The organism is Nitratireductor sp. J20-h4 (assembly GCF_056780505.1).
In genome coordinates, this window is sequence record NZ_JBQUVI010000001.1 from 125,632 (window position 1) to 140,154 (window position 14,523).

13 protein-coding genes and 1 pseudogene are annotated in these 14,523 nt (G+C 59.9%); all 14 read left to right on the plus strand.

Going from position 1 to position 14,523, the window contains the following annotated elements; genetic code table 11:
* Window positions 1-67 precede the first annotated feature (67 nt).
* The 14 genes and pseudogenes from ACT2B0_RS22095 to ACT2B0_RS22160 all read left to right on the plus strand — a co-directional run bounded on the left by ACT2B0_RS22095 (window position 68) and on the right by ACT2B0_RS22160 (window position 14,464).
* Complete coding sequence (locus ACT2B0_RS22095; RefSeq protein WP_473466540.1) at window positions 68-787, plus strand: transglutaminase-like domain-containing protein; 720 nt, start codon at window positions 68-70, stop codon at window positions 785-787.
* On the plus strand, window positions 784-1,233 hold the full coding sequence (locus ACT2B0_RS22100; protein WP_375197938.1) for a MaoC/PaaZ C-terminal domain-containing protein: 450 nt from the start codon (window positions 784-786) through the stop codon (window positions 1,231-1,233). The genes ACT2B0_RS22095 and ACT2B0_RS22100 overlap by 4 nt, the downstream gene beginning before the upstream one ends.
* Window positions 1,220-2,347 (plus strand): acyl-CoA dehydrogenase family protein, encoded by a 1,128-nt coding sequence (locus ACT2B0_RS22105; RefSeq protein ID WP_375197937.1) that lies wholly within the window; start codon window positions 1,220-1,222, stop codon window positions 2,345-2,347. The genes ACT2B0_RS22100 and ACT2B0_RS22105 overlap by 14 nt, the downstream gene beginning before the upstream one ends.
* Window positions 2,344-3,495, plus strand: a complete 1,152-nt coding sequence (locus tag ACT2B0_RS22110) for an acyl-CoA dehydrogenase family protein (RefSeq protein WP_473466542.1) — start codon at window positions 2,344-2,346, stop codon at window positions 3,493-3,495. The genes ACT2B0_RS22105 and ACT2B0_RS22110 overlap by 4 nt, the downstream gene beginning before the upstream one ends.
* A gap of 32 nt (window positions 3,496-3,527) precedes the next feature.
* Entirely contained in the window at window positions 3,528-4,337 is an 810-nt protein-coding gene (locus tag ACT2B0_RS22115; protein WP_375197935.1) for an enoyl-CoA hydratase/isomerase family protein, read from the plus strand.
* Between the two features lie 27 nt (window positions 4,338-4,364).
* On the plus strand, window positions 4,365-5,561 hold the full coding sequence (locus ACT2B0_RS22120; protein ID WP_473466545.1) for a phenylacetate--CoA ligase family protein: 1,197 nt from the start codon (window positions 4,365-4,367) through the stop codon (window positions 5,559-5,561).
* 262 nt (window positions 5,562-5,823) lie between these two features.
* Window positions 5,824-6,663 (plus strand): HTD2 family dehydratase, encoded by an 840-nt coding sequence (locus ACT2B0_RS22125; protein ID WP_473466569.1) that lies wholly within the window; start codon window positions 5,824-5,826, stop codon window positions 6,661-6,663.
* Window positions 6,657-7,448: an HpcH/HpaI aldolase/citrate lyase family protein gene (locus ACT2B0_RS22130; RefSeq protein WP_473466547.1), complete on the plus strand. Its 792-nt coding sequence runs from the start codon at window positions 6,657-6,659 to the stop codon at window positions 7,446-7,448. Before ACT2B0_RS22125 ends, ACT2B0_RS22130 begins: the two co-directional genes overlap by 7 nt.
* A gap of 527 nt (window positions 7,449-7,975) precedes the next feature.
* Window positions 7,976-8,820: pseudogene (gene panB, locus ACT2B0_RS22135) on the plus strand (3-methyl-2-oxobutanoate hydroxymethyltransferase).
* Window positions 8,817-9,680 (plus strand): pantoate--beta-alanine ligase, encoded by an 864-nt coding sequence (panC, locus tag ACT2B0_RS22140; RefSeq protein ID WP_473466549.1) that lies wholly within the window; start codon window positions 8,817-8,819, stop codon window positions 9,678-9,680. Before panB ends, panC begins: the two are co-directional and overlap by 4 nt.
* A gap of 104 nt (window positions 9,681-9,784) precedes the next feature.
* Window positions 9,785-11,482, plus strand: coding sequence for an electron transfer flavoprotein-ubiquinone oxidoreductase (locus ACT2B0_RS22145; protein WP_481658486.1), 1,698 nt, complete (start codon window positions 9,785-9,787; stop codon window positions 11,480-11,482).
* A gap of 130 nt (window positions 11,483-11,612) precedes the next feature.
* Window positions 11,613-12,515: a type I pantothenate kinase gene (gene coaA / locus ACT2B0_RS22150; protein WP_481658487.1), complete on the plus strand. Its 903-nt coding sequence runs from the start codon at window positions 11,613-11,615 to the stop codon at window positions 12,513-12,515.
* 75 nt (window positions 12,516-12,590) lie between these two features.
* Window positions 12,591-13,619 (plus strand): MBL fold metallo-hydrolase, encoded by a 1,029-nt coding sequence (locus tag ACT2B0_RS22155; protein WP_473466261.1) that lies wholly within the window; start codon window positions 12,591-12,593, stop codon window positions 13,617-13,619.
* A 107-nt stretch (window positions 13,620-13,726) separates the two neighbouring features.
* Window positions 13,727-14,464 carry a helix-turn-helix transcriptional regulator gene (locus tag ACT2B0_RS22160; RefSeq protein ID WP_473466264.1) on the plus strand — a complete coding sequence of 246 codons (738 nt, stop codon included), beginning with the start codon at window positions 13,727-13,729 and terminating at the stop codon, window positions 14,462-14,464.
* The last annotated feature ends 59 nt before the right edge of the window (window positions 14,465-14,523 follow it).

Sequence of the window (14,523 nt, forward strand, 5' to 3'; positions counted from 1 at the left end):
ATCCCGTTGACGCATGGGCTTTCGGGCATTATTCTAACATTTGTTAGAAATATAAGGGAGAGTTGCGATGGCACAGTCCAAGGAGGGCTTGTCTGCTGAGGCCGGTCAGTATGTGATGCCATCGCGCTTTGTTGAGAGCGACAGCGTGGAAGTGCAGGATTTCGTTTCCTCAGCATTGCGTGATCTGCCTGCCGATGCAACCGGCCGGGACAAGGCGATCCGCCTTTTCGAGGCGGTACGCGATGGCATTCGTTACGACCCATATTGTTTTGCATTGGATGAAGAATCTTATCGAGCCAGTCGGATCGCGGGCGCCGAGGCGGCGTTCTGCGTCCCCAAGGCCATTCTCCTAGCGGCTTGTCTTCGGGCGGCGGGCATACCGGCGGCGCTGGGTTTTGCCGATGTCCGCAACCACCTGAACACACCCAAACTGCAAGAGCTGATGGGCACGGATTTGTTCATCTATCACGGCTATGTCCAGCTGTGGCTGGATGGCGAGGTCTACAAGGTCACTCCAGCCTTCAATATCGAGCTGTGCGAAAGGTTCGAGGTGAAACCGCTGGTCTTCGACGGCCATCACGATGCCCTGTTCCACGAGTTCGACGAAAAGAATAATCGGCACATGGAATATGTGAACGACCGTGGTCTCTTTTTCGATGCGCCGATAACCGAGTTCCTGCGCGTTTTCCGGGAAACCTATCCCCAGCTGGAGGAGTTCAACCGCGTTCGCATTGCCAACGGCTCCAAAGGGTATGATGCCGGATTCTCGGTAGAAGGCGAGTCATGAAATACTTGGAGGATTTCCATCCAGGCCAGGTGTTTCGCTTTCGAAGTGCACCGATGAGCGTGGAGTCGATAAAGGCCTTTGCCCTGGAATGGGACCCACAGCGGCTGCATACCGACGAGGATTATGCCACCGCCATGCACGGAAGCCTGATTGCCTCCGGTTTTCAGACCATGCTGGAGGCGTTCAAGCCCATCATGATCGAAATGATGGTCGACGTGGCCAATATCGGCGGCATGGGCTTTGACAATCTGCGCTGGTCGCGCCCCGTTCGCCCCGATGAACCGCTCGATATCCAGATGCAGGTCAACTCGGTCACGCCGTCGCGCAGCAAGCCCGACCGGGGTGTTCTCCACTATACGCTGCGTGCCAAGAACCCGGCGGGCGAGGTCGTTTTCTCCACAGACACGCCTGTCATGATCAAGCGAAAACCAAATGAAACAGACTGAAGACAACACCCAGGATCAGGAAGACCTGCGCCTGCTGAGGGAAAGCGCCCAAACCCTGTTCGCCCGGGCAGGCGGCAGCGACCGCGCCAGAAAACTGCGCGATGCCGGTGGTCGGTGGGGTGACGGCATGATTACCGAACTTGCCGGCGCTGGCGTTTTCGGCGTCGCGGTGCCGGAGGAAAACGGCGGCCTGGGCATGGGTCTTGCTGCTGCCGGCGTGCTGGCCGAGGAGGCCGGCCGTGTCATTGCCCCCGAACCTGTGGTGGCAACAATCGGGCTGACGATCGGTCTCTTGTACCGTCTTTGCCCGGATCACGGGATGTTGGAAAAGGCCATCGGGGGCGAAACCGTGCTGGCGACGGCCTGGCAGGAACGCGGCGCGGCGGGGGTCGCGCCGGGCAGGGACTGCCGCTTTGCGGGCGGCAGGCTGACCGGCGCGAAAGCCTGGATCGCCGGTGCGGTCGGGGCCGACGGCTATCTGGTGGTGGCCGAAGGCGACGGCGGCGCGGTTCTTGCCTATGCGGAGGCGGGCGCGGCCGGGCTGAACGTCGAAGGCCGCCGGCAGGCCGATGGCAGCGCATTGGGCGAACTGTCCTTTTCGGCGACGCCGGCCGAGCTTCTGGCCGAGGGGGCGGCGGTCGAGGCGGCTCTGGCCGAAGCGGTCAGCGACACCACCGCGCTGGCCGCGGCCGAGCTTGTCGGGCTAAGCGGTCGTGCCTTCGAGATCGTGCTTGATTACGTCAAGACTCGCGAACAGTTCGACAAGCCCATCGGCGCCTTTCAGGTCATCCAGCACCGCGCGACCGACCTGTATGTGATGCAGGAGGTCGCCCAGGCAGCGGTGCGCGAGGTGCTGTCGTCGATGGACCGTGCCGCGGCCGGCCCCCAGGTGCGTGCCCGCCAGGCCAGCCGCGCCAAGGCTCGCGCCGGCGTGGCGGCAAAGAAGATCACGCGCGATGCGGTCCAGCTGCACGGGGCGGTCGGATATACCGATGAATTCGACATCGGGCTATTCCTGAACCGGGCGCTGGTGCTGTCGGCCTGGCTCGGGGACGACACCTATCACCGGCGGCTCTGGCTTGATGCCCGCGACAAGGAGGGGGCGCAACGATGACGGACTGGAACGCCATGACCGACGGGGATTTCCGGCGCGAGGTCGGTCAATTCTTCGAATCCGAATACCCCGAGGAACTTCGCCATCTGCCGCACCGCCCGACCTTTTCCGAGGTCGAGCATTGGCATCGCAAACTCCATGCCAAGGGCTGGGTCGCCCCGGCCTGGCCCGCCGAATATGGCGGCATGGGGCTGAGCGCCGCGAAACTTCTGATCTTTTACGAAGAACAGCAACGCTGGGGCGTGAACCGTGGGCGCGACATGGGTGTGCAGATGGTCGGCCCACTCATCATCAAGTTCGGTACCCAGACGCAAAAGGACTATTGGCTGCCGCGGATCCTGAGCTGTGAAGACATCTGGTGTCAGGGCTATTCCGAGCCAGGCGCCGGGTCCGATCTGGCCAACTTGCGCACCCGCGCAGAGATCGACGGGGATGACTTTGTCATCAATGGCCAGAAGATCTGGACCACCATGGCGCATGACGCCACGCATATCTTCATGCTGGTGCGGACCGATCCCGACGCGCCGAAAAAGCAGCAGGGCATTAGTTTTATTCTGGCGACGATGGACCAGCCCGGTGTCGAGGTGCGCACGATCCGGACGCTCGCCGGCGAAACTGAGTTCTGCGAGGTCTTCTTCGACGGTGCCCGCACGCCGCGCGAAAACCTCGTGGGCGAGCTGAACAAGGGCTGGACGATGGCCAAGGCCCTCCTGAGCTTCGAGCGCATCTTCATTGGCTCACCCAGCCTTGCGCAGAACGCTCTGGGTCAACTGGAAAGCTTTGCGCGCGGCCGCGGCGCCTTTAACGATCCGGTGTTCCGCGACCGCTTCGCCCAAGCCGCGCTCGACGTGGAAGACCACGCTGCGCTCTATGCCCGTTACGCCGATCAGCTTAAGCGCGGCGAGACGCTGGGCGCGGATGTCTCGATGCTCAAGATCTGGGTTACTGAGTGCTTCCAGCGCATCACCGAGTTGATGATCGAGGCCGCGGGTCCCGATGGCGGCACCATCGGTCCACTTCAGGTCGGCAATGTCAGCGTCGATGTCCTGGCTAGCTTCTACAAGGCCCGGCCGACCACGATCTATGGCGGATCGAACGAGATCCAGCGCAACATCCTGTCTAAAGCAGTCCTCGGGCTGCCGGGTTGAACACAAAGGGAAAACCAACAAGGAACTAGGATATGTCCAACCGTTACGCGAAATATAACAAGCTGAAATTTGACTACCCGGCGGATCGCGTCCTGCGCATCACTTTCGATCGGCCCGAGAGCTTCAACTCGGTCGATGCAGAAACCCATACCCAGATGACCGATATGTGGATCGACATCGATCGCGACCCCGATATCAACGCGGTCATCGTGACCGGCGCGGGCAAGGCGTTTTCGGCCGGCGGCGATTTCAGCCTGATCGAAAGCATGATCGGCAATTCGCACGAGATCATGAAGACGTGGAAAGAGGCCAAGGACCTCGTCTACAACATCATCAATTGCAATAAGCCGATCATCTCCGCCATCAACGGCCCGGCCGCCGGCGCGGGTCTGGTGGTCGCAATTTTGGCCGACATCTCGATCGCGGGCAAACGGGCCAAGATCGTCGACGGACACCCGCGGCTGGGCGTGGCCGCGGGCGACGTCGCGGCGATCATCTGGCCGCTGCTGACCTCGATGGCCAAGGCCAAATACTATCTGATGACCTGCAAGCCGGTTTCGGGCGAAGAGGCCGAACGCATCGGGCTGGTCTCGATGTGCGTCGAGGATGACGAGCTGCAGCAGATCGCCCTGGATACGGCTGTCGAACTGGCCAACGGGTCGCAAAGCGCGATCCGCTGGACCAAGTATTCGCTGAACAACTGGCTTCGTCAGGCCGGGCCGATCTTCGATGCCTCGACCGCGCTTGAAATGCTTGGCTTCATGAGCGAGGACGTCAAGGAAGGCGTTCTGTCGCACCGCGAGAAGCGGGCGCCGAACTTTCGCAAGGACTGTCCGCTTTAAGGGGCGCAGGGTCGAGGAGGTATGGTCATGTCCGAGAGCATCTATCAAAACATCGCGCAAGCCTATGCCGCCGCGGCCGAAAAGGCCCCGGGCCTGAAATCACGATTTGCGGCGGCCGGGTTCGATCCGGCAGCCATGACATCGCTGGAGGACCTGTCGCGTCTGCCGGTGATGACGAAGGAGGAGCTTCTGAAGCTTCAGCGGGACAACCCGCCTTTTGGCGGGTTCCTGGCCGCGGACATGAAGGATATCGGGCGGATCTATGTTTCTCCCGGTCCAATCTTTGAGCCGGCGCTGCCGGGCGGTGGCGGCCATGGGCTGGACCTGCTGTTCAAATCCGCCGGGGTCGGGGCGGGCGACATCATCCTGAATACCTGGATGTATCACCTGGTGCCGGCGGGTCTGCTCTTTGATGAGGCGTCGCAGGCCGCGGGCGCCACGGTGATCCCCGGCGGGGTTGGCAACACCGAGCTTCAGGCGCAGATCGTCGTTGAAACCGGCGTGACCTCGATCTGTGCCTCGACCGCGTTCTTTCTAACCCTGGCGGACAAGGTGATCGAAACCTATGGCCGCGATGCCTGGAAGGTAAAGACCGCCTTTCTTGGCGGCGAAATGGGCGACTGGATGGCCAAGCGCCGCCGGATCGAGGCCGATTATGGTGTGTCAACCTGGGCGGCCTATGCCACCGCGGATCTCGGTTTGGTGGCCTATGAAGATGGGGGCGAGGGCTATGTCGTGCATCCGGATCGCGTGGTGCAGATCTGCGATCCGGTCAGCGGCGAACAGCTGCCTCAGGGCGCGCGGGGCGAGATCGTTGTGACCGCACGACACGCAACCTGGCCGATGATCCGGTTTGGCACCGGCGACAGCGCCTATGCGCTGGACAGCAACGCGGATGGCAGTGTCAGCCGCCTGTCGGCGTTGCAGGGTCGGGTCGGAGCGGCGGTGAAGGTGCGCGAGATCTTCGTCTATCCGCGCGTGGTCGAGGAGGTTGTCATCGCGACGCCGGGTGCCAAGGCGGCTCAAGCCATCGTGACCCGCGAGAACGACCGCGACACGGTCCGCCTGTCCCTAGTGCTGGAAGAGGGCGCGGACGAGCAAGCCGGCCGTGAGGCCGCCAACGAAGCGTTTAAGTTGCATGCCCGCATTCGCGCCGACGACGTCGCTGTTGTTCAGTCGCTGCCGGAAAACGCTCCACTAATCGTCAACCAGAAGGATGGTTGATGGCGCAGACTTCGCCATACAGGACTGTAATGTTAAAGCTCAAGGCTGGCTCAGCACCAAGACCTGATCAGGGCGTAAATGTGACACAGGTTTTCATATGCGGAGAACCACCCGATGTCGGGGACAGCAGTCGTGGCAGGTGACGCGATGCGAGTTGTAACATCAGAAGAAACCTGTCGCGTCCGATGTCCTGCCCGTATTTATCCTGCGAAGCGCGAGAACTTCATATGATATGCGCGGATTCAATGTTGTAGCGATGATCATTCCTGTCGAAATTGAACAATTGCGAAAATGGATTGGCAGGGAACAAACCGATACAGAAGTGTTGACTCCAGCATTTGTAAGGCGATTCAACGCCACGTTCGATCGGGATGCGCCTACCGAGATCGGCGATCGTGCGCCGATGCTCATACACTATTGTCTGACCCAGCCAAGTGCACCGTGTGCGAGTCTCGGTCCTGACGGTCATCCCGAACGCGGCGACTTTCTGCCCCCGGTGCCACTCCCGCGAAGGATGTGGGCTGGCAGTTCGTTAACGTTCCACGGAGAGATCAATGTCGGTGATCTCTTGCATCGTCGAGCGACTGTCAAGAACGCAGAGTTGAAGCAGGGCCGGAGCGGACGGCTGTGTTTTGTCACCGTTGAGCACGAAATATTCTGTAGAGGACATTTGATTGTGAGTGAGTGCCAGGACATTGTCTATCGCGATGGCGACACAGCTGCAGGTGTGACGGCCTTTGCGTCCCAAATAGCGCCTGCTGGTTCGTATAGTCGGCGAGTCGTCCCTTCGGCACCAATGTTGTTCCGATATTCGGCGATTACATTCATTAGCCATCGTATTCACTATGACAAGCCATATGCCATTGAGACGGAGGGTTATCCAGGTCTCGTCATTCACGGTCCATTGCAGGCCACCCTGCTTTGCCAGATAGCGGCGGATCTCAAAGGAAGAACGCCCCGGATGTTCCGTTTCCGTAGTCAGTCTCCGATTTTCAATGACACGGATTTCGCGACCAATGCACAGGAGGATTTCAAAGGACTACGATTGTGGACCTCACGTCGCGATGGTCCAATAGCAATGGAGGCGTTCGCTGAATGGTAGGCTTTATACAAGCGCCGCTGTTTGTCCCCGCGTCACGGCCCACGCTATTTCCCAAAGCAGTGCTTTCGCGTCCAGACGCGGTAATCCTTGATCTTGAGGACGCCGTGGCGGAACATCACAAGGAGGTCGCGCGGGCGAACATTGGCTGCGATTTCACCAGTCTTCCGGTCATCGTCCGGATAAACGGCAGAGGCACGAAATGGCACGAGGCCGATATTGCCGCAGTGAGCAACTTGCGTGGAGTGGCAGTCATGCTGCCCAAATCGGAGTATCCCGAGGAAGTGGCAGGCGTTGTTTCCAAATTGAACGGCAATCCACTAATAGCACTTATCGAGACGGCGCGGGGTGTGGCGCAGGCTCGCGCCATTGCGGCGCAGAAAGGGGTGGTTCGTCTCGCATTCGGGTCGATCGATTTCTGCGCTGATATGGGGTGCGGACACCTGCGCGAAGTCCTCTTGCCGGCAAGGTCCGAGTTGGTTCTGGCATCGCGTCTTGCCGGAATCATGGCGCCAATCGATGGAGTAACGATGCAGTTGAATGATAGAGCACTTGCCTGTGACGACGCGGCGCACGCGCGCAATCTTGGTATGACCGGAAAGCTCTGTATTCATCCGAGCCAAATCGCGGAAGTAAAACGCGCATTCGCGCCAACAGAGTCAGAAATTGACTGGGCGCATCGGGTAATAGCTACCGGCGATGGTGCTGTCTCTATTGACGGTATCATGGTGGACGAACCTGCGCGCGCCCGGGCCCGAACCGTTCTTGCGACCGTGGAGCGGAGATAATGTTATCGTCGAAGCTTACAAAAAGGATATGGCTAGAATAAATACGCCATGTCGTAAGCAGCCAACAAGGATAGCAAGGAGGATTTGCTATGGAAGCAGCGAGCCTGCAGAGAGGAATGTCAAGGGCTGGGTATATGAATTCATCTGAACCGCGCTCTTTTCTTGGGCACCGCAGGAGTACACCAGAGAGAGTCAGTGATGTACCGAGCTCCTCGCGATTTTCACCTGTAGGCGATTGGATGTGCCATTCGGGGGTGGGAGAGCTTCTCAGCGAAATCTCGGGTCCGACCGCGCTCAATGATCCAGATAGACAGAAAACCATTAAACATGCGATGTAAATATGAAATATAAATTACTTATCAGACTCCGATCAGGGCAAAAAATCGATCGTTCTTGAACTTAGGACCTGTTATCTTAAGAATAACATCAGAGCGCTATATTTCATGCCTTCAACGAGAGCCTCGTTCTCTCTGTGGGCATGGCGATGGGCGGAGAATCATCAATTCAATCCTGTTTGTATTTGACATATGAGCGTTCCAGGTAAGTCGAGGCCCATCTCGGTGCCTAACATCATCGCGCGCAAGGGTGGAGCGCCGCTGGTGTGTCTGACGGCATACACGACCCCGGTCGCGAAGCTTTGCGACGCGCATTGCGACATCGTCCTGGTCGGCGACAGCGTCGGCATGGTTCTGCACGGGCTCCCGTCGACGCTCGGCGTGACCATGGAGATGATGGTGTTGCACGGCAAGGCAGCGCGGCGCGGCGTGGAGACAGCGCTGCTGGTCATAGACATGCCGTTCGGTTCCTACGAGGAAACCCCCGAGCAGGCGTTCCGCAACGCGGCGCGGCTGATGGCCGAAACCGGCTGCGCGGCGGTCAAGCTGGAGGGCGGGGAGAGCATGCGCGAAACGATCCGCTTTCTCACCGCGCGCGGCATCCCTGTGATGGGGCACGTGGGGCTGACGCCGCAGGCGGTCAACGCCTTCGGTGGCTACAAGGTGCAGGGACGCGGCGAGGGCGCCGAACGTATCCGGCGCGATGCCCGTGCGGTCGCTGAGGCCGGCGCGTTCGCCGTGGTGCTGGAAAAGTGACGGAACCCCTTGCCCGCTCGATCACGCAGGAAATTCCCGTGCCGACGATCGGCATCGGCGCGTCGCCGGCCTGCGACGGACAGGTGCTGGTCGTTGACGACATGCTCGGCATGTTCAGCGACTTCCGGCCGAAGTTCGTCAAGCGCTACGCCGAACTGGGGAGTGAAGCGGATGCGGCGATCGAGTCCTACGCCGAGGAGGTGGCCGCGCGGCGGTTTCCGGGCGGGGAGCACGTGTTCGTGGAGGCCGCGCCGGGCGCGTCAGTGGGAGGAAACAGATGAGCGTACCGATCGCCAGAACGGTCGACGAGTTGAAGCGAACCGTGGCCGAGTGGCGCTCCAAAGGAGAGAGCATTGCCGTCGTGCCGACGATGGGGGCGTTGCACGCGGGGCATTTGAGCCTGGTACAGGCGGCGCTGGACACCGCCGACCGGGTGATCGTGACGCTTTTCGTTAACCCGAAGCAGTTCAACAGCGCGGCAGATCTCGCGGCCTATCCGCGCACCGAAAAGGAAGACGCAGCGAAGCTTACGCCGCTCGGCGCGCATCTCCTCTATTGTCCCGACGGTGAAGAGATGTATCCAGCGGGTTTCGCGACGACGGTCTCAGTCTCCGGTGTCAGTGAGGGCCTGTGCGGCGCGTATCGTCCGGGCCATTTCGACGGCGTCGCGACGGTCGTTGCAAAGCTGCTTATGCAGACGGACGCGGATTTCGCCTTCTTCGGCGAGAAGGACTTCCAGCAGTTGCAGGTGGTGCGGCGGCTCGTCGCCGATCTCGACATACCTGTCGCGATCATTGGCTGTCCGACCGTGCGCGAAGAAGATGGGCTAGCGATGTCGTCCAGGAACTTACGTTTATCGGCTAGCGAAAGGGCAATTGCGCCGATTCTCGCCAGACAGCTCTTTCAAGCAGCAGACAAGATTGTTGCAGGCGAGCCGATTGCACAATGTTTAAACCGTGCGCGCTCGTGTATTCTTGAGCAAGGGTTTCAATCTGTCGAATATTTAGAGCTATGCGATGAACATAAACTTATTCCATTGGTAAAAGCTGATCAGCCCACTCGGATACTATCGGCGGTTTGGCTTGGCGGAATAAGGTTAATTGACAATGTCATAGTCACAAAAACGGAGGCATCAAAGTAGAGATAGAAGATTATTATTACATACTTCATTCCGGTATTGGGTTGGGATAATTCTTGGAACCCGCGGGGAGGGATTCAGCAGAGCAAGCTAGTGGAGAGACCGAAATGAAAACCGAACCGCGCGAAAGCATGGAATTCGACGTGGTGATCGTCGGTGCCGGACCGGCCGGTCTTGCCGCCGCGATCCGGTTGAAACAGGCCAATGCCGATCTGTCCGTCGTGGTGCTGGAAAAGGGCGCCGAGGTCGGCGCGCATATCCTGTCGGGCGCAGTCGTCGATCCAGTCGGCATCGACAAGCTCATCCCCGACTGGCGCGACGACCCGGATCATCCCTTCAAGACCGAGGTGAAGGACGACCAGTTCCTGTTCCTCGGCCCCGCCGTCTCGATCCGCCTGCCGAATTTCGCCATGCCGCCGCTGATGAACAATCACGGCAACTACATCGTCTCGCTCGGCAATGTCTGCCGCTGGCTGGCGGGCCGGGCGGAGGCGCTCGGCGTCGAGATCTATCCGGGCTTCGCCGCCGCCGAGGTGCTCTATAACGAGGACGGCTCGGTGAAGGGCGTCGCCACCGGCGACATGGGCGTCCAGCGCGACGGCACGCCGGGCCCGATGTATGCCCGCGGCATGGAGCTGCATGGCAAGTACACGCTGATCGGCGAGGGCGTGCGCGGTTCGCTCGCCAAGCAGCTGATCGCCAATTTCAAGCTGGATGCCGAGAGCGACTACGCCAAGTTCGGCATCGGCATCAAGGAACTCTGGGAGGTCAAGCCGGAGAACCACCGCCAGGGGCTGGTGCAGCACTCCTTCGGCTGGCCGCTCGGCATGACGACCGGGGGCGGCTCGTTCCTCTATCACCTGGAGGACAATCTCGTCGCGGTCGGTTTCGTCGTCCATTTGAACTACAAGAACCCGTATCTCTACCCGTTCGGGGAATTCCAGCGCTTCAAGACGCATCCGGCGATCCGCGGCACCTTCGAGGGCGGCAAGCGCATCGCCTACGGCGCGCGCGCCATCACCGAGGGCGGATGGCAGTCGGTGCCGAAGGTTTCCTTCCCGGGCGGCGCTCTGATCGGCTGCTCGGCCGGTTTCCTCAACGTGCCGCGCATCAAGGGCTCGCACAACGCGGTGCTCTCCGGCATCCTCGCCGCCGACAAGGTCGCCGAGGCGCTTGCCGCCGGCAAGGCCAATGACGACGCGCTTGACGCCTACGAGAACGAATGGCGCGGCAGCGAGATCGGCAAGGACCTGAAGCGGGTCCGCAACGTCAAGCCGCTCTGGTCGCGTCTCGGAACCGTGCTCGGCGTCGGCATCGGCGGCATCGACATGTGGATCGCCCAGCTGACCGGCGGCTGGTCGCCGCTCGGCACGTTGAAACACGGCAAGCCGGACTATGCCGCAACCGAAAAGGCGTCGCACTTCAAGCCGATCGCCTATCCCAAGCCCGACGGCGTGCTCACCTTCGACCGCCTGTCCTCGGTGTTCCTGTCGAACACCAACCACGAGGAGGATCAGCCGGTCCATCTCAAGGTCAAGGACGAGAACCTTCAGAAATCTTCGGAATATGTTGATTTCGCAGGACTTTCGGCTCGCTACTGCCCGGCCGGCGTTTACGAGTGGATCGATGCCGACGGCAACTCGGTTCCCGCCGACGCTGACCGCAAGCCGGGCGACAATGTCCGCTTCCAGATCAACGCGCAGAACTGCGTGCACTGCAAGACCTGCGACATCAAGGATCCGAACCAGAACATCAACTGGACGGTGCCGCAGGGCGGCGAGGGGCCGGTTTACAGCGTTATGTGAATGCTCAAGGGAGTAATCGGCGATGTTGATGGACCGGGTCGACAAGAGAAGCGGAATCCCGACGCAATCGCGCCCATCTGACCAGCTTTCCGGCTTGGAGTTATCGCCGTACCGCCGCTTCCCAGCGGCGATGTGGGCGGAACTCCGAGCTGACACGCCGCTAACGCTTTACGAGGATGAGGTCATGCGGCTGCGCTCGCTCGACGACCCGGTCGATCTCGACGAGGTGCGGCGCATCTATCTGTCCATGTCGCGGCTGCTCTATTCGCCTGTCGAGGCCTCGCAAAGCCTGTTTGAGCAGCGCCAGCAGTTCCTCAACATCGACGGGGCGATCAAGACGCCCTTTATCATTGGCATCGCCGGCTCGGTCTCCGTCGGCAAGTCGACCACAGCGCGTTTCCTTAAGGAGTTGCTGGGACGCTGGCCGTCGAGCCCGAAGGTCGATCTAGTCACCACAGACGGCTTTCTGCTGCCCAACGCCGTGTTGGGCGAACAGGGGCTGATGGAGCGCAAGGGTTTTCCCGAGAGCTACGATGTCGGCGCGGTGCTGCGCTTCCTCTCGGCGATCAAGGCAGGTGAACACTCGGTGCGTGCGCCGCTTTATTCGCACATGGTCTATGACGTGCTGCCGGACGAATATGTCACGATTGACCGCCCCGACATCCTGATATTCGAAGGGATCAACGTTCTGCAGGTTCGCGATCTGCCGGAAGACGGCAAGATGGTGCCTTTCGTCTCGGATTATTTCGATTTTTCGATCTATATCGACGCCGACGAGGAGCAGATACACGACTGGTACGTGACCCGCTTCATGCGGCTGCGCCAGACGGCATTCCGCGACCCGAAATCCTTCTTCCATCGCTATTCGGAACTGTCGGAGGACGCCGCGCTCGGCATCGCGGAAGGATTGTGGACCAATATCAACCTGAAGAACCTGAAAGAAAACATCCAGCCGACGCGGCCACGCGCCGACCTGATCCTCAAGAAGGGCGCGAACCACCTCGTCGAGGAAGTCCTCCTCAGGAAGCTTTAGGTTCGTCCAGTGAATACCGTGCCGGTATCGAACTTGCCGGACCGGTGCAGAAAAATCCCGGGAATAGGGGACGTGATGACAAACTATCGTTTTCCATATCCGGAGCCGCCGGCCAATGGTGCGCTTCTGGAAGTAGCCCCCGGCGTTCTCTGGTTGCGCATGCCGCTGCCATATCGTCTCGATCATATCAACATCTACCTGATCGCGGATGGCGACGGCTGGTGCGTGTTGGATGCGGGTATCCATGACGACCGCACGATCGAATTGTGGAAAGCGCTGCTTGCGGGACCGCTCGCCGGAACCCGATTGACCCGACTGATCGTTACGCACCATCATCCGGACCACATCGGGATGGCAGGCTGGCTGTGTCGCGAAACCGGCGTTCCGCTGCTCACAAGCCAGACCGCCTATCTCGCCTGCGCCAATCTGGCGCTCGATCCGGAATCGGTGAAGAACCGGCAGTTCCACGATTTCTACACCAATCACGGTGTTTCCAACGAAGTTGCCGACCTGATGGGCACCAATGGCCTCAACTACCTGCGGATGGTCTCGGCGCTTCCGAATAGCTTCCTGCGTCTGGTCTCGGGCGATACGCTGTTGGTGGGTAAACGGCGATTTCGGATCTTTACGGGCGACGGGCACGCGCCCGAGCAAGTCATGCTCTATTGCGACGAGGATCGGCTGTTCTTCTGCGCAGATCAGGTGATTGCAAAGATTTCGCCGAATGTCGCCGTCTGGCCGAGCGAGCCCGATGGAGACCCTCTCGGCCATTTCCTGCGAACTGCGCGGGAGATCCGCGACAACGTGCCGGACAACGCTCTCGTCCTGCCCGGCCACCAACTGCCGTTTCGTGGCCTGCATGCGCGTTGTAACGAACTGCTCGAGCATCACGAACGGCGTTGCGATCTGATCCGCGAGGCGACGCTGGATCGGCCCATGACGGCCAATGAACTGGTGCCTGTGATCTTTCATCGCGAACTGGACTTGCACCAATTCGGATTCGCGTTTTCCGAAACGCTCGCGCATGTCAATCGCATGCTGCGTCGTGCGGAACTGGCCAAAGTCATTGTCGGTGACGGTGTCGCCCGCTACCGCACAAGCTAACCGTCCCGAATGACCGGGGGGGGGCGGGTTTGCGGACGCCAACTCGGGGCGAAACCCGGAGCCGGCTGTTAAGTCACTCTCGGTAGTGAAAAGGATTTGCTGTCCATATGAAACTCATTGAAAACAACAATCTGGTCAATTCCCTATGTGAAATCACCAACGCTGCAACTAGCGCGGCTCTGAATGCCGTCATGGCAAGCCTGGCTTCCCGCCATGGCGTCCGGTCTGCCGCTTATCTGGGCGCTGGTATGTCCGGCGCTTCGAATAGAGAACCTTACCTTGCTGTAACCTACTCCCCGAATTGGGTGGAACACTACAAAGACCGGGGCTATGTGAAAATTGATCCCGTCATCCAGACGGGAATGCGCCGGCTGCTGCCGCTGGACTGGGACGAGTTCGGAAAACTGGAAGGGGCGCTCAAGACCTTCTTTGGAGAGGCCGCTGAATTCGGCCTTGGTCGACGCGGTTTGACCATTCCAGTCCATGGTCGACGAGGCGACCGCGCTTTGTTTAGCGTCACATCGGATCTGTCCGAACGGGAATGGGAGCAAGAGAAGCTCGAATACATGCGCGAATTCCAACTCCTTGCGGTGCATTTGCATGACAAGGTGCTGGAGCTTGAGGGGGAGCCGGTCTTGCGTGCGAAGCTCACACCACGTGAGCTTGAATGCCTGCAGTGGATATCCGATGGCAAGACAGCCTGGGAATGTTCGGTCATTCTTGGTCTCTCCGAACATACTGTGCGCTGTTATCTTGAGAGCTGCCGCTACAAGCTCAATGCGAGCAGTAACACCCATGCTGTCTCTATCGCTTATCAGACCGGTTTGTTCTCGCAAATCGTGTAAATCCGGCCGTTTGACCGGATAACAAGGCTACCTGTCAGCCGATACTTGGTCTTCCGTTG